General features: G+C 70.8%; 17 protein-coding genes. 3 read left to right on the top strand and 14 right to left on the bottom strand.

What is annotated here, in order from left to right; all coding sequences use genetic code 11:
- Positions 1 to 28: 28 nt before the first annotated feature.
- From purF to K3888_RS17155, 3 genes are all read right to left on the bottom strand, one after another.
- Positions 29 to 1,708 carry an amidophosphoribosyltransferase gene (purF, locus tag K3888_RS17165; protein ID WP_372459593.1) on the bottom strand — a complete coding sequence of 560 codons (1,680 nt, stop codon included), beginning with the start codon at positions 1,706 to 1,708 and terminating at the stop codon, positions 29 to 31.
- A gap of 170 nt (positions 1,709 to 1,878) precedes the next feature.
- A complete protein-coding gene (locus K3888_RS17160) occupies positions 1,879 to 2,292 on the bottom strand; it encodes a sterol carrier family protein (RefSeq protein ID WP_230931497.1) in 414 nt (137 codons plus the stop codon).
- The gene (locus K3888_RS17155) at positions 2,289 to 3,872 is read right to left on the bottom strand and encodes an LssY C-terminal domain-containing protein (RefSeq protein WP_230931496.1); all 1,584 of its coding nucleotides are present in this window, start codon (positions 3,870 to 3,872) and stop codon (positions 2,289 to 2,291) included. The genes K3888_RS17160 and K3888_RS17155 overlap by 4 nt, the downstream gene beginning before the upstream one ends.
- Positions 3,873 to 3,932: 60 nt before the next feature.
- On the opposite strand from K3888_RS17155, the gene K3888_RS17150 reads away from it, so the two are divergent.
- A complete protein-coding gene (locus K3888_RS17150) occupies positions 3,933 to 5,177 on the top strand; it encodes a hypothetical protein (RefSeq protein ID WP_230931495.1) in 1,245 nt (414 codons plus the stop codon).
- A 24-nt stretch (positions 5,178 to 5,201) separates the two neighbouring features.
- Here K3888_RS17150 and K3888_RS17145 read toward each other — a convergent pair whose 3' ends face one another.
- From K3888_RS17145 to K3888_RS17115, 7 genes are all read right to left on the bottom strand, one after another.
- Positions 5,202 to 5,870, bottom strand: a complete 669-nt coding sequence (locus K3888_RS17145; protein ID WP_230931494.1) for a YoaK family protein — start codon at positions 5,868 to 5,870, stop codon at positions 5,202 to 5,204.
- Between the two features lie 69 nt (positions 5,871 to 5,939).
- Complete coding sequence (purL, locus tag K3888_RS17140) at positions 5,940 to 8,240, bottom strand: phosphoribosylformylglycinamidine synthase subunit PurL (protein WP_230931493.1); 2,301 nt, start codon at positions 8,238 to 8,240, stop codon at positions 5,940 to 5,942.
- Between the two features lie 66 nt (positions 8,241 to 8,306).
- Positions 8,307 to 9,539: a saccharopine dehydrogenase family protein gene (locus K3888_RS17135; RefSeq protein WP_230931492.1), complete on the bottom strand. Its 1,233-nt coding sequence runs from the start codon at positions 9,537 to 9,539 to the stop codon at positions 8,307 to 8,309.
- A 307-nt stretch (positions 9,540 to 9,846) separates the two neighbouring features.
- The gene (gene purQ, locus K3888_RS17130) at positions 9,847 to 10,524 is read right to left on the bottom strand and encodes a phosphoribosylformylglycinamidine synthase subunit PurQ (protein ID WP_230931491.1); all 678 of its coding nucleotides are present in this window, start codon (positions 10,522 to 10,524) and stop codon (positions 9,847 to 9,849) included.
- Positions 10,521 to 10,766: a phosphoribosylformylglycinamidine synthase subunit PurS gene (gene purS, locus K3888_RS17125; RefSeq protein WP_230931490.1), complete on the bottom strand. Its 246-nt coding sequence runs from the start codon at positions 10,764 to 10,766 to the stop codon at positions 10,521 to 10,523. Before purS ends, purQ begins: the two co-directional genes overlap by 4 nt.
- 98 nt (positions 10,767 to 10,864) lie before the next feature.
- Positions 10,865 to 11,569 (bottom strand): DUF2334 domain-containing protein, encoded by a 705-nt coding sequence (locus K3888_RS17120; RefSeq protein ID WP_230931489.1) that lies wholly within the window; start codon positions 11,567 to 11,569, stop codon positions 10,865 to 10,867.
- Between the two features lie 133 nt (positions 11,570 to 11,702).
- Positions 11,703 to 12,200: a glutathione peroxidase gene (locus K3888_RS17115; protein WP_230931488.1), complete on the bottom strand. Its 498-nt coding sequence runs from the start codon at positions 12,198 to 12,200 to the stop codon at positions 11,703 to 11,705.
- 63 nt (positions 12,201 to 12,263) lie between these two features.
- Between K3888_RS17115 and K3888_RS17110 the strand changes: the two genes are divergently transcribed.
- Positions 12,264 to 12,539 (top strand): helix-turn-helix transcriptional regulator, encoded by a 276-nt coding sequence (locus K3888_RS17110; RefSeq protein WP_230931487.1) that lies wholly within the window; start codon positions 12,264 to 12,266, stop codon positions 12,537 to 12,539.
- Entirely contained in the window at positions 12,539 to 13,084 is a 546-nt protein-coding gene (locus tag K3888_RS17105; protein WP_230931486.1) for a hypothetical protein, read from the top strand. Before K3888_RS17110 ends, K3888_RS17105 begins: the two co-directional genes overlap by 1 nt.
- Here K3888_RS17105 and K3888_RS17100 read toward each other — a convergent pair.
- The 4 genes from K3888_RS17100 to purB all read right to left on the bottom strand — a co-directional run bounded on the left by K3888_RS17100 (position 13,081) and on the right by purB (position 18,651).
- Complete coding sequence (locus tag K3888_RS17100) at positions 13,081 to 15,294, bottom strand: S9 family peptidase (RefSeq protein WP_230931485.1); 2,214 nt, start codon at positions 15,292 to 15,294, stop codon at positions 13,081 to 13,083. The genes K3888_RS17105 and K3888_RS17100 overlap by 4 nt on opposite strands.
- Positions 15,291 to 16,181: a phosphoribosylaminoimidazolesuccinocarboxamide synthase gene (locus tag K3888_RS17095; protein WP_230931484.1), complete on the bottom strand. Its 891-nt coding sequence runs from the start codon at positions 16,179 to 16,181 to the stop codon at positions 15,291 to 15,293. The genes K3888_RS17100 and K3888_RS17095 overlap by 4 nt, the downstream gene beginning before the upstream one ends.
- A gap of 51 nt (positions 16,182 to 16,232) precedes the next feature.
- Entirely contained in the window at positions 16,233 to 17,096 is an 864-nt protein-coding gene (locus K3888_RS17090; protein WP_230931483.1) for an alpha/beta hydrolase, read from the bottom strand.
- 124 nt (positions 17,097 to 17,220) lie between these two features.
- Entirely contained in the window at positions 17,221 to 18,651 is a 1,431-nt protein-coding gene (gene purB, locus K3888_RS17085; RefSeq protein ID WP_230931482.1) for an adenylosuccinate lyase, read from the bottom strand.
- Positions 18,652 to 18,864 lie beyond the last annotated feature (213 nt).

Raw genomic sequence — 18,864 nt, 5'->3', positions numbered from 1 at the left:
CCTCGTGGGCCCCTTCTCGGGTGCCCGGTCAGGGTCGGCGGACGACGTCCAGGCTGTCGCTCGGGGCCGCGAGCCGGAAGTCGTGGGGCCCGGGGGCCGGGGATCCGGTGGCCAGGGACGGGCTCTCGGGCTCGTCCTCGACCTCCGCGGCGAGCGCACGCACAGCGGCGCTCATGGGTGAGTCGTCCGGCAGCGCGATCGGGTAGTGGCCGTCGAAGCAGGCGGCGCACAGCTCGTCGCGCGGCTGCCCGCTGGCCTCGATCATGCCGTCCACGGAGACGTAGCCGAGGCTGTCGGCGCCGATGGCCCGACGGACGCCCTCGAGCATGCCGTCGGTGACGTCGACACCGTTGGCGATGAGCTCGGCCGGGCTGGCGAAGTCGATGCCGTAGAAGCACGGCCACCGCACCGGCGGCGACGCGATCCGCACGTGCACCTCGGCCGCGCCCGCCTCACGGAGCATCCGGATCAGCGCGCGCTGCGTGTTCCCGCGGACGATCGAGTCGTCCACCACCACGAGCTTGCGCCCGCGGATCACCTCGCGCAGCGGGTTGAGCTTGAGCCGGATGCCCAGCTGGCGGATGGTCTGGCTGGGCTGGATGAACGTACGCCCGACGTAGGCGTTCTTGGTCAGACCCTGCCCGAACGGGATGCCGGAGCCCTGGGCGTATCCGACCGCGGCCGGCGTCCCGGACTCGGGGACCGGGATCACCAGGTCGGCCTCGACCGGGTGCTCGGCGGCCAGGCGACGTCCGATCTCCACCCGCGCCGAGTTGACCGATCGCTCGTTGATCCACGAGTCGGGCCGGGCCAGGTACACGTACTCGAACACACACGTCTTGGGCGTGGCCTCGGCGATCCGGCGGGAGCGCACCCCGTCGCCGTCGATCGCGATGAGCTCACCCGGCTCGATGTCGCGGACGAAGGAGGCGCCCACGATGTCCAGTGCGGAGGTCTCCGATGCCACCACCCAGCCGCGCTCCAGCCGGCCGAGCACGAGCGGCCGCACACCGTGCGGGTCGCGGGCCGCGTACAGGGTGTGCTCGTCGGCGAACGTCAGGCAGTAGGCGCCGCGCAGACGGGGCAGCAGCCGCGCGGCCGCCTCCTCCAGCCCGCCGTCGTACGCCTCGTGCGCCAGCAGCGTGGTGACGATGTCCGAGTCGGAATGTGCGCTGTCCGCGGAGTAGCCGCGGATGCCCAGCGACTCGGCGTGCCGCTTGAGCTCGACGGTGTTGACCAGGTTTCCGTTGTGGCCGAGCACCACCGAGCCGCCGTCGACCGTGGGCCGGAACATCGGCTGGGCGTTGTCCCAGGTGGCCGCGCCGGTCGTCGAGTAACGACAGTGGCCCACCGCGATGTGTCCGTGCATCGACTCGAGGGTCTTCTCGTCGAACACCTGGCTGACCAGGCCGAGATCTTTGTAGACCAGCACCTGCTCGCCGTCGGCCACGGCGATACCGGCCGCCTCCTGACCCCGGTGCTGTAGCGCGTACAGGCCGTAATAGGTGAGCTTGGCGACGTCCTCGCCCGGGGCCCACACACCGAAGACACCGCACTCCTCGACGGGGCCGATGCGCTCGGTGTCGATCGGTAGGCCGGTCGGGCCGGGCGCGGACGGATCCGGCAGACCCAGCCCCACGGCGGCGCTACGGCCACCGGTGCGGCGGAGTGACCCGGTCGGTGCCGGACGTGTTGACGAACTCTCCACCTGCTGGCGCTCCCTCACGGCTTCAGGGCATTCCCGTCCGGGCGACCCCCGACGGTTCCGCACAAGTCTACGTACACCGACCCCGCTCCCCCCAAGTCCCCGGCGCACTTCGCTCCCCCGACGCCCCCGGAGCCCGGCGGTGAGAGCCCCGATTACGAGGGACGGTCACTTCACGCCGTCCGCACGACGGGCAACCCCGCGGCCACCGCGGACGCGCGCGTCCCCGACGCCCGGACCCGACCCGAGTCCACGGCCGCGTCCCAGTCGAGACGGCCGGTCGCGAGCAGAAGCCACGTACGCGCGTCGGTCTCCACCACGTTGGGCGGGCTGCCACGCGTGTGCCGCGGCCCCTCCACGCACTGCGCGGCGGCGAACGGCGGCACTCGGACCTCCACCGCATGCCCGGGAAGCTCGGCCGCGAGAATGCCGACCGTCCCCCGGACGGCGGCCGCGAGAGCCGAACGACCGGGCGTGGGCACGGCCTCGGTATCGACGTCACCGGAGTCTGCGTTGTCGTCGTCGAGCCACTCGCGGACTGCCTCGACGGCCGCGCGCACCTGCGCGGCATCGGGGACGCGGCTCACTCCGGGGCCCCGCTCCGCTCGGCGCGGCGGTGCTCCCGCCGGTCCCGCGCGGTGCGACGACTCCACGTCCGGGTGGCCGCGCTGGTCAACAACAGCATGATGAGCACGTTAACCGCCAGCGCGGGGTAGCCGCCCAGGAAGGTGTCGGTCTCGGCCTCCGTGGTCAGACGCCCGTACTCGGTGGAGACCGTGCTGACCGCGGCCATAGCCAGCAGCCACACGCGCGGCCGTGCGTACCCCAGATAGGTCAGCACCGCCAACACGCCCATCGCGCCGTAGACAGCCCCGATGAACACCGCCAGTGCGATCATCGCCGGCACCACCTCGGACTGCTCCAGGCCCGCGAAATCGTCGAGGTCCACGCCGTCGACCAGGTCGCGGACCGCGAGTATCAACAGGATCACCACGGATACCGCGACCAGCGCGACAGCGGCGGTCAACGCGGCCGGCCGGGGCAGGTGGCCGGGATCGGGCGGGGTGTCATCGGCGGGCCGGTCGGGGTCCCCCGAGGCCACGCCGCCCTCGGCCTGCGGATCGTCGTAACCGCGCGCGGCGCGCACCACCTCGGCCGACAGCTCGGCTGCCGAGGTCTCCGCCACCTCGACCGCGCCCAGGTCGATCACCGGTAGGTCGCCATCGGTGTGGATCTGGTCGCCGCCCCCGTTGCGGTGGTGGTAGCCGGTGGAGAAGTTCTCCAGTACGCGCACCGTCGACTCGGGCACGTTGTAGAGGATCGAGTCCACGATGTAGTCGCGTTCCACGTCGATGTCGGCGTCGATCTTGTGCGTGACCTGCAGCGTGAACAGCGACAACCCCACCGCGCGGTCATACGTGCCGGCGCCGAGCCACTGGACACGGTGCCCGCCCGGCAGCAGCCACCCGTCGGGGCAGCGCCAGAATCGCACGTGGTGACGCTGCGCGGCGTTGCCCTCGACCTCCTGCTGGTAGGCCAGGCACTGCCGACGCCCGAAGAGCCGCAGCGGGCTCACCGGCGCGGCCGGGTAGGACCGCCGGAACACCGAGGAGGCGATGATCCCCCACGAGGAGCGGAGCGTGATGTCGTCGGCCAGCACCCAGCCGCAGGCGGTCATCGCCTCGTGGATCTGGCGGGCGGTGCCGTCGACCGCGAGATTGACCGGGTCGCCCAGCAGCCCGTCCGAGGTGCGGGTCCGCGCAATGAAGTAGCCCGGCACGTAGACCGACGTCAGCAGCGTCTGCAACCGCGGCAGCACCAGGTACGCCACCAGCAGCCAGAACGGCACCAGCAGAGTCACGCTCCACCAGGTCCGGTGCCAGGCATCGTCCATCAGCCGCCATGCCAGCCACACCGCCGCCACCGTGGCGAAGACGAAGTACACCGTGTCGACCAGCTGGCCGGGCAGCGGCCGCCGTACCGCGTCGTCGCGGATCTTGGACGGCAGGCTCACGTACACCGGCGGCGAAGTGGGGCGGGACGTGAGGTCGCGGCGACCGGCCGGGGTCGCCACGCCGCTCGGCGGGGCTGACGGTGGCGCGGCCTGCGGGGCGGCCGGTGGCCGGGCCGGTCGCGCGGCCGACCCCGCGCGCTCACTGGTGGACATGGCTCGACGATAGTCCGCGGTCCACGCCCGGGACATCGCGATCGCTGCGAGACTGACCTCGTGCCCGCGTCCGCCCCCTCCCCCGAGCCGGCCCCTGTGCCGACCCCCGCGCCGACCCCCGCGAGCAGGCCGCGCGCCCACGAGGACCACCTCCGCGCGCTGGGCCTGCCGATGATGATCGCCCCGTCCGCGCGGCTTCGCGACCTCCTGCCCCGCTGCGCCGGGTTCGCCGCCGGGCTCGCGGTATTCGGTACGGCCGTCGCCGCGCTCGACCGCTCCAACGATCTGGCCGTCGCGTTCCTCGACGAGTTCGGCATCGACGACGACCCCACCCGGCCCGACCTGTTCGCCGCCTCGGAGCCGATCATCGAACTCCTCGCTCTGGCGATCGCGCTCGCGGTGGCCGCCCCCGTCCTGGGATGGCTCACGGGGAAGGTCGCCCGGCGCGTTCCCCGGGCGGCCGCCTTCGCGGTCGGGCTCGGGTCGCTGCTGGCCCTCGTCGTCGTCCCCGTCGTCGTCTTCTCCTCCCAGGACGGCCCCACCCTCCGCGACACCCTCCTCGCCGCCGCGCTGGTCCTGGTCGGCACCTACGCGGGCGTGGGGTCGCTGGTGCGCTGGTCCGCGCGGCGCGTCCGGCGCGAACTCGGCACGATGGGGCCGATGGTGGCGCGCGTGCTGCCGATCCTCATGCTGGCCGTGCTGTTCCTGTTCTTCAGCGCGGAGATCTGGCAGGTGATGGTGGCGCTGTCGTGGCCGCGGACGGTCGCGGTCATCGGTGTGATGGTCGCGTTGACCGTCCTGCTGGTGGGCATCACGACGCGCGACGACATCCGGCTCGAGCTGCAGCAGTGGTCCACCGACACCCCGCTGCGCCCGGCCGAGCGCGTCAACGTGCTGCTCGTGCCGGTACTGGCGACCCTCATCCAGGCGGCGCTGTTCGCGGCGCTCGTGTTCGCGTTCTTCGTCTTCCTGGGGTGGATCGCGGTGCCGGAGGCCACCGAGGCGCGCTGGACTGTCGGGGCCGGCGACAACCCCGACGGCCTGCTGCTCGGTCTGCCGTTCTCCGTCACGCTGGTGCGCGTGGCGCTGACGTTGGCGGCGTTCTCCGCGCTCAACCTGGCCGCCGCGGCGGCGTCCGACCCGGCACACCACACGCGGTTCGTGCGGCCGATGATCGACGAGGTGGTGCGGGGCCTCGACGCGCGCGAGGCCTACCGGGCTGCCCGGCTCAGGTCCGCGGCGCGCGGCGGTGCGGCGCCGAGGCGGGGAGACGAGCGACGACGACAACGCCGTCCACGCGGTTGACCCCCACCGGGCGGCCGGGCGCCCTCACGGGGCGCGCCACTCGCGCCTGCGCACCAGCACGGTCGTGGCCAGCGTGCCGAGCACGACCAGCGCGGCCACGCCCAGCGCGCCGACCCCGATATACACCTGTAGCAGCGCGCCCAGGACGCCACCGATGACGAGCGCCGACCACAACGCGACCTGCTGCCGGTACGGCGCCCAGGATCCACCGAACAGTGCGTCGACCAGCCGGTGGGCGGACTTGACCACCGCTCCCGTCATATAGGTGACCCCGAGTGAGACCTCGCCGCGGGTATGGAACACCGAGTTCATGGACCCCATCGCCGCGGCGACCACCGCGATCCCCACGGGCACGGCGAGGAGCGCGGCCGAGGTGGTCAGTTGCAGAGCCAGGGCGATGAGCAGGAGCGCCGAGACGAGGGTCAGCACGGCCGGGCGATCGTCGAGGTTGCGGCGGCGGGTGACCAGCGCCCCGCCGACCGCGCCGAGGAAGAACGACACGAGCACCACCGCGGCGATGCCCGCGCCCCCGAGATCGCCCTCGGCGAGGCCCACCACCATGCGGGTGGAGTTGCCGCTCATGAACGACACGAAGAAGCCGCCGACCTCGAGGAAGCCGACGGCGTCGACGAACCCCGCGGTGCCGGCGAGGACCACGGCGAGCGTCTTCTCCCGCCTGCGCAGATTCAGCACAGCGCCGCCCCCTTCACAGGTCCCGCCCCGGCCCGGATCCGGCTCAGTCTCCGGCCCGGCGAGGCCGGGTCAGACCTGGTCGACGCCGAACAGCGCCGACAGGGTCCCCTCGTGCGCCGCGCGCAACTCGTCGGTGCTCAGGGAGAACTGGTCCTGCACCTCGAAGGTGCCCGAGTCGGTGTCGGTGACGCCGATACGGGTGTGCGGGATGTTCTGCGCGGTGAGCATCTGCTGGAAGCGGATCTCCTCGCCGCGGGGCACCGAGACGATCACGCGACCGGACGACTCGGAGAACAGCCACACGAACGGGTCGGCGTCCGCGGGCAGCACGACCCGCAGGCCGCACTCTCCCGCCAGCGCCGACTCGACGAGCGCCTGGGCGAGCCCGCCCTCGGACAGGTCGTGGGCACTGGAGATGAGCCCGTCCTTGGAGGCAGTGGCCAGGATGCGCGCGAGCGTGGCCTCCCAGGTGAGGTCGACCTTCGGGGGCATGCCGCCGAGGTGGCCGTGCGCGACCTGCGACCAGATCGACCCGTCCAGCTCGTCGCGGGTCTCACCCAGCAGGTAGACGCTCTCGCCGGGGGTCTCGCCGAACGCGGTCGGCGTGCGGCGGGCTACGTCGTCGATCACGCCGAGGACACCCACGACGGGGGTCGGCAGGATCGGTGTGGTGCCGGTCTGGTTGTAGAACGAGACGTTGCCGCCGGTGACCGGGATGCCGAGCTCGGCACAGCCGTCGGCCAGCCCGTGGACGGCCTCCCGGAACTGCCACATCACGCCCGGGTCCTCGGGGGAACCGAAGTTGAGGCAGTTGGTGACGGCCACCGGACTCGCGCCGGTGACGGCCACGTTGCGGTAGGCCTCCGCCAGCGCCAACTGCGCGCCGGTGTACGGGTCGAGCTGGGTGTAGCGGCCGGAGGCGTCGGTCGACAGCGCGATGCCGCGACCGGACTCCTCGTCGATCCGCAGAACGCCGCCGTCGGCGTTCTCCGCGAGGATCGTGTTGCCGCGCACGTAGCGGTCGTACTGATCGGTGATGAAGTCACGCGAGCACAGTGCCGGGCTGGCGACCATGTCGAGCAGGGTCTGGCGGAGCTCCTCGCCGGTGGCCGGCCGTGTGAGTTTCGCCGTCGTGTCGGCCTGCAGCGCGTCCTGGGCCGACGGGCGCTCGACGGGCCGCTCGTAGACCGGGCCCTCGTCGGCGATGGTCTCCGGCGGGGCGTCCAGAACGGTCTCACCCTTGAACTCGATGGTCAGGCGGTCGCCGCCCGTGACCTCGCCGATGTCGCTGGCCAGCACGTCCCAGCGGCGGCACACCTCCATGAACGCCTCGACGTTCTCCGGCGCCACCACGGCGCACATGCGCTCCTGCGACTCACTCGACAGGATCTCGGCCGCGGTCATGCCCTCGGCGCGCAGCGGGACGTTGTCCAGCACGATGTGCATGCCGCCGTCACCGGCCGCAGCCAACTCGGACGTGGCACAAGCCAGGCCCGCACCGCCGAGGTCCTGGATTCCCACCACGAGCTTCTCGCGGTACAGCTCGAGGCAGCACTCGATGAGCACCTTCTCCGCGAACGGGTCGCCCACCTGCACGCTGGGCAGCTTGCGGGGCTTGACCGGGTCACCGTTGTCGTCCACGTCGAAGCTCTCCGACGCGAGGACCGAGACGCCACCGATGCCGTCGAGACCCGTGCGGGCGCCGAACAGGATGATGCGATTGCCGGTGCCGGACGCGAACGCCAGGTGCAGGTCCTCGACCCGCATGACGCCGGCGCACAGCGCGTTGACGAGCGGATTGCCGGCGTAGGACTTGTCGAAGACCGTCTCGCCGCCGATGTTGGGAAGCCCCAGGCAGTTGCCGTAGCCACCGATGCCCGCGACCACGCCGGGGAGGACGCGGTGCGTGTCGTCCGCGTCCGCCGGTCCGAAACGCAGCTGGTCCATCACGGCGACCGGGCGTGCGCCCATCGCCATGATGTCGCGGACGATGCCGCCGACGCCGGTCGCGGCGCCCTGGTACGGCTCGATGTACGAGGGGCTGTTGTGCGACTCGACCTTGAACGTCACGGCCCAGCCGTCGCCGATGTCCACCACGCCGGCGTTCTCACCGATACCCGCGAGCATCGAGGAGCGCATCTCGTCCGTGGTGGTCTCACCGAAGTAGCGCAGGTGCACCTTCGACGACTTGTAGGAGCAGTGCTCCGACCACATGACGGAGTACACGGCAAGCTCTGCGTCCGTGGGGCGCCGGCCGAGGATCTCCCTGATGCGGGCGTACTCGTCCTCCTTGAGACCGAGCTCGGCCCAGGGCTGCTCCAGGTCGGGGGTGGCTGCGGCGTTCGCGGTGGAATCGACAGGAGTGGTCACGCGGCAGAGTCTAGTCGGCTTTCCCGGGCCGGCGAATCCACGCCCGCCTCGGGGCTGCCGGTGCCGCTACGACGAGAGGACCTCGAACGTCAGGCCACCGCGCTCGACCCGCTCCAGCAGGGCGTCTCCCATCGCCTGAGCGGTGGTGAGCTGCCCCGACAGCGCCGGCAGATCGTCGAATGCCAGGCACAGGCCGGACTCGGCGAGCATCATCGACGTCTCGGTGTATCCGGGGTCGCCACCGGAGACCCGCGTGACGACCCGACGGCCGCCCGCCAGCGCAACGAACGTGACGTCGAACGAGGACCGGGCACGGCGCGACTCGCTCGGCCCGGCGCCCCGCTCGATCCGGCGGAGGATCTGCGAGCGGACGGGCCCGACCTGCGAGCCGAGCGCCACCGCGCCGACGCCGACCATTCCGGCGACGGCCGTGACCGGCGAGCCGACGGAGGCGTAGTGAGAGTAGGTGAAGTCCGGGCCGTAGCTGTCCAGCGCGGCGGCGGAACGCAGGACTATCTGAGGGTCGATCGTGGGCAGCGGCACCAGGAAACGGTCCAGCACCTCGTCGCGGTGGGGCTTGCCCTGGATCGACTTGATCCTCCGGCCGGGCACCTTGCCCTCCTTATGGCGTCGCTGCTTTGCCGCCTTGGCCGCCTCCCGCAGTCGGGCGAACTGTCCGATCGCCGAGTGAAAGGTGCCGCCCGAGAACTGTGCGTCGGCGTGGACCGCCCCGTAGACCACCGCGGGCACGTCCTCCGGAACCTGCTTCATCGTGTAGAAGACGCCCAGGTCGTGCGGGATGGAGTCGAAACCGCAGGCGTGGACGATGCGGGCGCCGGAGGCCTTCGCCGCGTCGTTGTAGGTGAGGTACATCCGGTCGACGAACTCGGGCTCGCCGGTCAGGTCCACGTAGTCGGTGCCCGCTTCAGCGCACGCGGCCACCAGGGGCTCGCCGTGCGCGAGGTACGGCCCCACCGTCGTGATGATCACGCGGGTCGAACGTGCCATCTCGGCGAGCGAGGCCGGATCGTCGGTGTCGGCCACCACGACTCCGGGCGCGGGCACCTCCGGCGACTGCGCGGCCAATTGTGCGACCACCGCATCGAGCTTGGTGCGGTTACGCCCGGCGACGGCCCAGGAGCCGCCCTCGGGCATGTTCCGCAGCAGGTACTCGGCCACCAGGCCGCCGGTGAACCCGGTCGCGCCGTACAACACGATGTCGAAAGGGCGGTCGGCCTTGGCGGGCGAGGCTGGCTGGGACGCCGGCTGAGACGCGGGCTGGCTGGTGGATTCGCTCATCCTACGGTTCTACCGCATCCGGCAGTTCTGGACGGCGCGCCTCGACGCCGCGCGTCCTGCCCCGCGCCTACCGCTTACGTGTCTTGCTTGCCCGCTTGCGTGCCAGTCGCGCGCCCCGATTGGCGCATTCCCGGCGCGCAGTCCCGCCAATACCGTTCAATGTGGGCGCGCAAGTCACTGCATCACACACTCATCCAGCGATAGCGGGACCGCGACGGGAATCACCCGAGCCCGCCCGGAATCATCCGGGCGGGCTCGTGCGTTTGCTTGGGGCTCCTCCGGCAGGCAGACGTCGCCGGTCCGGCGATCAGGCCCTGACGACCGAATCCAGAACCGACAGGAACAGGCCCAGCCCGTCATCGGACGGCCCGGTCAGCGCGTCGATCGCGTGCTCGGGGTGCGGCATGAGCCCCACCACGCGCCCGTTCTCTGAGGCGATGCCGGCGATGTTGTTAGTGGAGCCGTTGGGCGCCTCGCCCGCGAAGCGGAACACCACGCGCCCGTCCCCCTCGAGCTGCTCGATGGTCTCCGCGGAGGCCATGTAGCGGCCCTCGCCCGACTTGAGCGGGATAAGGATTTCGGCGCCGGAGTCGTAGCGCGAGGTCCAGGCGGTGTCGGAATTCTCGACGCGCAGCCACTCGTCGCGGCAGATGAAGTGCATGTCGCGGTTACGGCCCAGCGCGCCGGGCAGCAGGCCGGCCTCGCAGAGGATCTGGAAGCCGTTGCAGATGCCGAGCACGGGCATGCCGCCCTGCGCCGCCGAGATGACCTCGCCCATGACGGGGGCCATCGAGGCGATCGCGCCGCAGCGCAGGTAGTCGCCGTAGGAGAATCCGCCGGGGACCACCACGGCGTCGACGGCCTTGAGGTCGGCGTCGGCGTGCCAGAGGGAAACCGCCTCGGCGCCGGAGCGGGTCACGGCGCGTGTGGCGTCGACGTCGTCGAGGGTGCCGGGGAAGGTGATGACCCCGATTCGGGCGGTCACGCCAGAACCTCGGCGCGGACGACCTTCCAGTCCTCGATCACGGTGTTGGCGAGCAGCGAGGAGGCGATCTCCTCGAGCTCCGCATCGGTCACATCCTCGGACACCTCGAGCTCGAACCGCTTGCCCTGTCGCACGTCGGTGACACCACCGTGGCCGAGGCGACCCAGCGCGCGGTGGATGGCCTGACCCTGCGGATCGAGGATCTCGGCCTTGGGCATGACTTCGACGACAACTCGGGCCACGGTGGGAACTCCTCGTTCGGGCTGGTACTCGGCATGGTCCCGGACGAACCGGGGCTCGCCGATGATCCTACCCGTCGGCGCCCTCTCCTCCGAACGCGTCAGGCGGCGCCCACCAGCGCGACGGGCGACCACTCGTAGCTGGCGAGGCGGGCTCCGTACTTGTCGACCACCAGGTCGACGGCGTCGAGCAGCGCCTGGCGGGGTGCGCTGCGGTGCAACTGCTTGGCGGAGACGTTGAGCCGGACGAGGCCCCCGGATGCGGCGGTGCGCCCCGCGGCGGCGACGAGTGCCCGGCACCACCAGCCGTCGGCGACGAACCCCTCCCCGATCGACAGCGCGCGGCCCCGGTCCGTGGAACCGCGGACAAGGTCGTGGATGCCGCCGAGGTCGGCGCAGACGCGGAAGCCGACGGTCGGCAGCGCCTCGAGGCAGCCCGGGGAGGCGTTCCAGCGCGGCGGCGCGAAGGCCCGGGTCCGCAGACCCAGGTCGGCCATGAGCCGGTCGGCGGCGGTGAGCCGCACGGTGGCCTCGGCGGGCCCGATGGAGGCGAATTCGGGGCGGCGGATCCTGGTGGCGGCGTCGTCGTAACCGCCGAGCACGATCGCGTCCCCCTGCCGTCGGCGGTGCCGCAGCCAGTCCTGGGTGCCCCGGTCGTCGGCGAGCCGGTACTCGTGGCCGCGCCGCGGCGCGACGAGGAGCGAGACCGGCACGGACCGGCGCTCGAGCTCTCCGACCAGGTCGACGGCACCATCGAGCGTGGAGTCACGGAGACCGGAGAGGGAGACGACGAGGCGCGGTGTCATGGCCGCATGGTGACAGTCCGGGATGACGGGACGACGACGACGAGGTGTACGTCGGATGACCGGGCCGATCACGCGGGCCGACGCCCGGCCCTGCACCCATCTGCGGGAGTGGCGGGGCCGTCGGCGGGTCGGCTCAGATCGGGAGCTGCTCCTCGATGGCGTCGACCAGTTCCGGCGCGCCGGGCTCGACCTTCGGCCGGAAGCGGCCCACGACCTCCCCTTCGGGCGAGACGAGGAACTTCTCGAAGTTCCACTGCACGTCGCCGGCTTCGCCATCGGCGTCCGCGACCTTGGTCAGCTCGGCGTACAGCGGGTGCCGGGCGTCGCCGTTGACGTCGACCTTGGCCGAGAGCGGGAAGGTGATCCCGTACTTACCGGAGGTGAAGTCCTTGATGGCGGCCTCGTCGCCCGGCTCTTGCCCCATGAACTGGTTGCACGGGAAGCCGAGGACGAAGAAGCCCCGGTCCTGAAAGTCGTCGGCGAGTTCCTGCAGCCCCTCGTACTGCGGGGTGAGGCCACACTCGCTTGCCACGTTGACCACGAGGACCGCGTGGCCCGCGTAGTCGGCCATGGAGGCCTGCCCCCCGTCGATGGTGGTGAATTCGATGTCCTGGACGTTCGCGGTACTCATGTGACCCAGCCTACTCGGAACGCCCCATTGACAAATCGTTGGGTTTTCCCAACACTTAGTTCCATGAGTCCAGTGCGACGGGGAGAGAAGCTCCCCATCTTCAACAGGATCGCCGTGCTGCGTGCGGAACGCAGACTGAGCCGCGCAGCACTCGCCGAGCGGATCTCGGTGAACCCACAGACCGTGGGCGCACTGGAGCGCGGCGACCACTACCCGAGCCTCGACCTCGCCTTTCGCATCTGCGAGGTGTTCGACCTCCCGGTCGAGGCCGTGTTCTCCCGCGAGGAGTTCCGCCCGATGTCCGCAGAGATGTACCGCCGCGACCGAGAGGACTCGTGATGACCACGCACACTCCCGACAACCCGACGCCCGACACCCTGACCGCCGCAGAGCGGCGGTACGAGAAGAACCTGGAGCGCACAGAGGTGAGCCTGCCCGGCTGGCGGAATGCGGCCCGCCGGCGTCTCCTCGTCCGCCTCAACTGGGCGAGCCTGGGCATCATGGCCGCGATCGCGGTGGCCGGCTACTTCTGGTTCCCGATCATCCTGGCCTGGCTACCCATGACCGTGGTGATCTGCACCGTCTGGACGATGCTCCGGGTGACGATCGACTCCAAGGACACCGCGCCCGCCCGCTACCTGGACGAGTTCGAGACGGCCACCCTGCTCGAGGCCCGGTCCCGGGCGCTCAACCTGGTGACGGGCGGTCTGTTCGCGATCTCGCTCATCCTGATCTTCGGCTCGAGCCTGGAGCTCGGGGACGGCCACCGTCTGGCCTACATGATGGGCGGGCTCGGCATCATCCTGTTCCTCGCCGGGGCGGTCATCCCCGCCGCCGCGATGGCCCGCACCATGAACGACGACGAGGTGACCGGGCGGGGCTAGCCGGCGGTCGCGGTGCGGACCGTCCAGGCGTACTCGAACGCGATCTGGCGCCAGCGCTCGTAGCGACCGGAGACGCCACCGTGACCGGCGCTCATCTCGCATCGCAGCAACACGGGCCTGTCGGTCGAGTTGGCCGAGGTCGACACCTCACGCAGCCTGGCCACCCATTTGGCCGGCTCGACGTAGAGCACGCGGGTGTCGTTCAGCGAGGTCACCGCGAGGATCGCCGGGTAGTCCTTGGCCTCGATGTTCTCGTAAGGGGAGTAGGAGGCCATGTAGTCATAGACCTCCTCGGAGTGCAGCGGGTCGCCCCACTCATCCCACTCGATCACCGTGAGCGGCAGCTCGGGCATGAGGATCGAGGTGAGCGGATCCACGAACGGCACGACGGCCTGGATGCCCGCGAACAGCTCCGGCGCGAGGTTGGCCACAGCGCCCACGAGCAGGCCGCCGGCGCTGCCACCCTCGGCGACCAGGCGGTCCGGGGCCGTGAGCCCCGAGTCGATCAGGTGCCGGGCGCACGCGACGAAGTCGGTGAACGTGTTGCGCTTGACCAGCGTCTTTCCGTCCTCGTACCAGAGACGGCCCATCTCGCCGCCGCCCCGGACATGGCCCACGGCGTACGCCATGCCGCGGTCCAGCAGTGACAACCGCGCGACGGAGAAGGACGGGTCCATGCTCGACTCGTACGAGCCGTACCCGTACAACAATGTCGGCACCTGCTCGCCGGCATCGATTCGGGCGGCCGTATCGACGGACATGACCAACGAGATCGGCACCCGGGTACCGTCCTCGGCGGTCGCCCAGTCGCGACGCTGCACGTACCCGGCCGGGTCGTAGCCGCCCAGCACCTCCTGCTCGCGCAACAGCGTCCGCTCCCCCGAGACCGGGTCCAGCGAGTACACCCGGCCCGGCGTGACGAAGGAGCCGAAGCCGAACCGCAGTACCGGGGTCCGCCACTCGGCGTTCGCGCCCGGCCCGGAGGTGAACAACTCCTCGTCGAACTCGACCGGCTCGAAAGCGCCGTAGGACTGCGTGCCGTCGGTCGATCCGGGATCGAGCAGCATCATCGCGAACCGGGGCAGCGCCGCCTCGCGGTAGCCGAGCACCAGAAACCGCTCGAATGCGTCCACGCCCTCGACGCGGACGTCGTCGCGGTGCGGCACCAGCGTTCGCAGCTCGGTGAAACTCCCCTCCACCGGCCCGGCCGGTGCCTCGACGATCGTCGAGTTGGGCGCCCCGGCGTTGTGCGTGATCAGGAAGCGGTTCTGCCCACCGATCACGGCGTGCTCGACGTCGTACTCCACGCCCACTTCGCGCGGCCGGACGCACCAGAACTCGCCGGCGGGATCGGCGGAGTCCAGGCACCACACCTCGGTGGTGATCTTGGAACCCACCGCTATCTGCAGGTACTTCTCGCTACGGGTCTCGCCCACGCCGATCCAATAGGACTCGTCAGGCTCGTGGAACACCTTGTCGTCGTCGTCACGGGTCGTCCCCAGGCGGTGACGCCACACCGTTTCGGGACGCCACGCCTCGTCCACGGTCACGTAGAAGACATACTTCCCGTCCCGCGACCAGGTCACGCCCGCGGCGATGCCGGAGATCTCCTCGTCGGGCGCAGTGACCTCCGGATCCAGCGCCCGGAAGCGAAGGGTGTAGCGCTCGTCGCCCTCGGTGTCGGTGGCCCAGGCGAGCATGCGGCCGTCGTGGCTGACAGAGAAGGCGCCGAGCGCGAAGTACTCGTGCCCCTCCGCCTCGACGTTGCCGTCCATCAGCAGCTGCTCGCCCGGCAGCTCTACGCCTGGAGAGACCTCTGGCGGGACCCAGCCCGCGGGGTCGGACATGTCCGCGGCGAACTCGCCGGCCACAGGAACGCGGCAGTGCTGCGCGTAGGACCTGCCCTCGATGGTGCGCGAGAAGTACCACCAGCTGCCCGAACGCACCGGGACCGACATGTCGGTCTCCTTGACGCGGGACCGGATCTCCTCGTAGACCGCGTCCTCGAGCGGCTTGAGGTCCGCCGTCATCGCGTCGGTGTAGGCGTTCTCGGCCTCGAGGTAGGCGCGCGTGTCGGGGGCGTCCTTGTCGCGCATCCACTCGTAGTCGTCCACGAAGACGCGCCCGTGGTGCTCGCGGTGATGCGGGCGGCGCTCGGCGACCGGCGGGGTGGGCGCGGCAGCGTTCGGCGAGATGTCCGGGGTGCTCATGCGTCGCCCCCGATCCAGTCGGCGAAGGACAGGCCGGAGATCCGCTCGTAGGCCTCGATGTAACGGGCACGCGTCGCCTCGACCACCTCCGCGGGAAGTGGCGGCGGGGCCGTGTCCGAGGCCTTGTCCCAGCCCGAGTCGGTGCCGGTGAGCCAGTTACGCACGTACTGCTTGTCGAAGCTCGGCTGGACGCGGCCGGCCTCGTAGGTGTCGGCCGGCCAGTAGCGCGAGGAATCCGGGGTCAACACCTCGTCGGCCAGGATCAGCTCACCGCCCGAGAGCCCGAACTCGAACTTGGTGTCGGCCAGCAGGACGCCGCGCGCGGCCGCCATCTCCGCTGCCCGGGAGTAGACGTCCAAGGTGGCGGTACGCAGTCGATCGGCCAGCTCGGCGCCGACGATGTCGGTGAGCCGGGAAAACGAGATGTTCTCGTCGTGGTCGCCCACCGCGGCCTTGGTTGCGGGCGTGAAGATGGGCTCCGGCAGGCGGCTGGCCTCGACCAACCCGTCCGGCAGCTCGATTCCGCACACCGTGCCCGACTCGCGGTACTCGACCATGCCGGAGCCGGTCAGGTACCCACGGGCGACGCACTCGGCCTGCACCATGTCGAGTCGACGCACGACCATCGCCCGCCCGAGCACCTCGGCGGGGATCCGCTCGTCGTCCAACGGCCCGGCCAGATGATTGGGCACGTCGAGCGCGTCGAAGAAATAGGCGCTCATCGCCGTGAGCACGCGGCCCTTGTCCGGGATCGGCGTGGCCAGTACGTGGTCGTACGCCGAGATCCGGTCGGTGGCCACCATGAGCAGCGTCTCGGCGTCGATCTCATAGAGTTCGCGGACCTTGCCGGCGGCGAGATGGCGATAGGCGGAGAGCTCAGGTCGCATGACGGCCAGCGTAGCCGTCGCGCCTCTCCGTGCTCCGTCCGGCAAGGGGCATCAGCCCAGGCGCGCGTCGAGCCACTCCCCCAGCGCCTCGTACGCCTCGTCGGCGCACAGGTCGTTGAACAACTCGTGCTTGCCGCCCTCGAACTCGCGGTAGGTGATCTCGGGACGGGGGTCATGGTCGGAGCCGGCGAGCTGGGTGAAGCGACGCGCACCGGCCGGCGCGGTGATCGGGTCCGCGGAGCCGTTGAGGATCAGCGTGGGCACCCGCAGCGCGCGCGACCGCTCGATCAGTCGGGCGCCCCCGGCCAGCAACGTCCCCGCGGACAGCGCCGGGACACCCCCGTGGAGGACCAGCGGGTCGGAGTTGTAGTCCACCACGTACTCGGGCACACGCGAGATGTCGTTCGCATCGAGCTTCTCCACCGGCAGGAACGGCAGCAGCCGTGCGATGACGGGCGCGATGGCCTTCAGCACGGCGGGGGTGGTCTCGCCCACGAGGAGCCCGGGCGAGGACAGGATCAGTCCCTTGAGATCCCACGGCCGCCGCAGCGCGGATTCCCCGGCGACCTGACCGCCCAGCGAATGGCCCATGAGCAGACGCGGGAGCGTGTCGGCGCCGGCACCCTCTTCTGAGCGGCTCCACTGCGCCACCGCGTCACGGACCGCCAGGTTGTCCTCGATATGGGTTTCCATCGCGACCCTGAACCGCGGCCCCGGGGCGGCGCCGTGACCCCGCAGATCGTAGGTCGCCACGGTGACGCCCCGGGACAGGAGGAAGTCGACCGTTCGTCCGTAGCGGCCGGAATGCTCTCCGAAACCGTGGACCAGCACGAGCACTGCCCGGGGGGCCTCTGCGTGATGCAGGGTGACCTGCAGGCCACCGGTACCGGGAACAGGGAGCAGACTCTGGCGCATGAGCGCCACACTATCCCCGCTGACGAACCGATGACACGAGATCACCGCGACCGTGGCGACCCGGGACCCGGGCCCGCGGGCGAACTCGTCGTCGTCACCAACGGCGCCGCCGGGGGGGGCCGCGCTACAGGATCGCGCCGGGCGCGTACCCCGCGGCCTCCGGATAGCGGGCGACGAGCGCGTCGACCCGGGCCACCACGGCGTCGACCTGGTCGCCGGCGACGCCCACGAACGCCGCGCGGTCGGCCAGCGCCCCGTCGAGCGCCGCGCGGTCGAGCGGGAGTCGGTCGTCGGCGGCGAGACGGTCGAGCAGGTCGGGCTCGCGCCCCTCCTCGCGCATGGCCAGCGCCACGGCGACCGCGTTCTCCTTGATCGCCTCGTGCGCGACCTCCCGGCCGACTCCCGCGCGGACCGCGGCCATGAGGACCTTGGTTGTGGCGAGGAACGGCAGGTAGCGCTGGAGCTCCTTGTCGATCACGGCCGGGTACGCGCCGAACTCGTCCAGCACGGTCAGGAAGGTCTCGAACATGCCGTCCAGCGCGAAGAACGCGTCCGGCAGCGCCACGCGGCGGACCACCGAGCAGAAGACGTCGCCCTCGTTCCACTGCGCACCGGCGAGTTCCGCGACCATCGAGCCGTAGCCGCGCAGGACCACCTGCAGGCCGCCGACCCGCTCACAGGACCGGGTGTTCATCTTGTGCGGCATGGCCGAGGAGCCGACCTGACCCGGCTGAAAGCCTTCGGTGACCAGCTCGTGGCCGGCCATCAGGCGGATGGTCTGCGACAGCGACGAGGGGCCGGCGCCCAGCTGCACCAGCGCGGAGACGACCTCATGGTCCAGCGAGCGCGGGTACACCTGACCGACTGAATCGAAGGTTCGCGAGAAGCCGAGGTGGGCGGCGACGCGCTGCTCGAGTTCGGCCATCCGGGAGGCGTCCCCGTCGAGCAGATCGAGCATGTCCTGCGCGGTGCCCATGGGGCCCTTGATGCCCCGCAGCGGGTAGCGCTCGAGCAGTGACTCGACCCGCTCGAGCGCGACGAGCATCTCGTCCGCGGCGGAGGCGAAACGCTTGCCGAGGGTGGTGGCCTGGGCGGCGACGTTGTGGCTACGACCGGCCATGACCGTGTCGCGGTGGGCGGCGGCGTGCTCGGCCAGGCGGCGCACGATGGCCACCGTGCGATCGCGCATCAGCTCGAGCGAACGTACAACCTGGAGCTGTTCGACGTTCTCCGTGAGGTCTCGGCTCGTCATGCCCTTGTGGATGTGCTCGTGACCGGCGAGGTCGTTGAACTCCTCGATCCGCGCCTTGACGTCGTGACGGGTGACGCGCTCGCGCTCGGCGATCGACGCCAGATCCACCTGGTCGAGCACCGCCTCGTACGACCGGATCACGCCGTCGGGGACGTCGATCCCCAGGTCACGCTGAGCGCGGAGCACCGCGATCCACAGCTGGCGCTCGAGCACGATCTTGAACTCGGCGGACCACAGGGTGGCCAGGTCGGTACTCGCGTAGCGCGAGGCGAGGACGTTGGAGATGCGGGGCTTGGCGGTCACGGGGCCGATTCTCTCACGATCCACCGACACCTCCGCCACTCCGCCGACCGGGCGGACTTGCCCAGCGAAAATACTCGAACACCCTTGCGATAGGACGCCGTTGCCGATACTGTAGAACACACATTCGACGTGAACTCGGAGCGGAAAGGAACGGAGGTGGGGGCTGATGGGGAGGGATGACGACGACAAGGCGGGCCCTTCGACTTCGCCCAC

The organism is Dietzia aurantiaca, assembly GCF_021033825.1.
GTDB lineage: Bacteria > Actinomycetota > Actinomycetes > Mycobacteriales > Mycobacteriaceae > Dietzia > Dietzia aurantiaca.
This window is presented reverse-complemented; position numbering and strand designations above follow the sequence as displayed.

What these genes read in the sequence shown, in the direction of transcription:
- K3888_RS17155 (WP_230931496.1), bottom strand. Translation starts at nt 3,872, where the DNA reads ATGTCCACCAGTGAGCGCGCGGGGTCGGCCGCGCGACCGGCCCGGCCA.
- K3888_RS17135 (WP_230931492.1), bottom strand. Translation starts at nt 9,539, where the DNA reads ATGAGCGAATCCACCAGCCAGCCCGCGTCTCAGCCGGCGTCCCAGCCA.
- K3888_RS17120 (WP_230931489.1), bottom strand. Translation starts at nt 11,569, where the DNA reads ATGACACCGCGCCTCGTCGTCTCCCTCTCCGGTCTCCGTGACTCCACG.
- K3888_RS17115 (WP_230931488.1), bottom strand. Translation starts at nt 12,200, where the DNA reads ATGAGTACCGCGAACGTCCAGGACATCGAATTCACCACCATCGACGGG.
- K3888_RS17110 (WP_230931487.1), top strand. Translation starts at nt 12,264, where the DNA reads ATGAGTCCAGTGCGACGGGGAGAGAAGCTCCCCATCTTCAACAGGATC.
- K3888_RS17105 (WP_230931486.1), top strand. Translation starts at nt 12,539, where the DNA reads ATGACCACGCACACTCCCGACAACCCGACGCCCGACACCCTGACCGCC.
- K3888_RS17100 (WP_230931485.1), bottom strand. Translation starts at nt 15,294, where the DNA reads ATGAGCACCCCGGACATCTCGCCGAACGCTGCCGCGCCCACCCCGCCG.
- K3888_RS17095 (WP_230931484.1), bottom strand. Translation starts at nt 16,181, where the DNA reads ATGCGACCTGAGCTCTCCGCCTATCGCCATCTCGCCGCCGGCAAGGTC.
- K3888_RS17090 (WP_230931483.1), bottom strand. Translation starts at nt 17,096, where the DNA reads ATGCGCCAGAGTCTGCTCCCTGTTCCCGGTACCGGTGGCCTGCAGGTC.